Source organism: Azohydromonas sediminis (assembly GCF_003574675.1).
In the GTDB taxonomy this organism is placed as follows: Bacteria; Pseudomonadota; Gammaproteobacteria; order Burkholderiales; family Burkholderiaceae_C; genus Calidifontimicrobium; species Calidifontimicrobium sediminis.
In genome coordinates this window covers 1-737 of the sequence record NZ_QOAZ01000101.1, presented here as the reverse complement: position 1 = coordinate 737, position 737 = coordinate 1, and the positions used below count along the sequence as shown (strand labels likewise).

The 737-nt window shown below is 69.2% G+C and carries 1 protein-coding gene; it reads left to right on the top strand.

The window, feature by feature from the left end:
* On the top strand, nt 1–737 hold a 737-nt coding region (locus DRV96_RS17810), incomplete at both ends, for a transposase (RefSeq protein WP_162911149.1).

Here is a 737-nt window from a genome sequence, read left to right as displayed (position 1 = left end):
TCGAGGCAGCCGTCGAGATGGGTGCGGTCAAGAAGACCGAGTTCGAGCGCGTCATCGTCGACACGACCGTGCAGGAGAAGGCCGCAGCGCACCCCACCGACAGCCGGCTGCTGGAAGTCGCACGCGACAAGGTCGCCCGGCTGGCCAAGCGCGCGGGCATCAAGTTGAAGCTCACGCACGAGCGCGAAGGCAAGACGCTGCGGCGGCGCGCTGCCGGCTACGCGCACGCACGGCAGTTCCGGCGGCTGAAGAAGGTGCTGCGGCGCCAGCGCACGATCCTGGGCAGCGTGCTGCGCCAGGTGCAGCGCAAGCTCGGCCAACTCGACGAGGCTACGCGCGAGTGCCTGCTGCCGTGGATCGAGCGCGCCGAGCGCATCCGCAGCCAACGCCCGCACGACAAGGGCAAGCTGTATGCCCTGCACGCCCCCGAGGTGGAGTGCATCGGCAAGGGCAAAGCGCGCAAGCCCTTCGAGTTCGGCGTCAAGGTCAGCCTGGCGGTCACGCACAGACACGGACTGGTGGTCGGTGCCAGGACCTTCCCCGGCAACCCGTACGACGGCCACACGCTGGCCGAGCAGCTCGAGCAGACGCGCAACCTGCTGCAAGACGTCGGCGTCGAGCCCAAGGCGGCGATCGTCGACCTGGGCTATCGCGGTGTCGACGACGCGGTGTCGGTCCAGGTCATCCACCGCGGCAAGAGCAAGACTCTCACGGCGCAGCAGCGCGGCTGGCTCAGG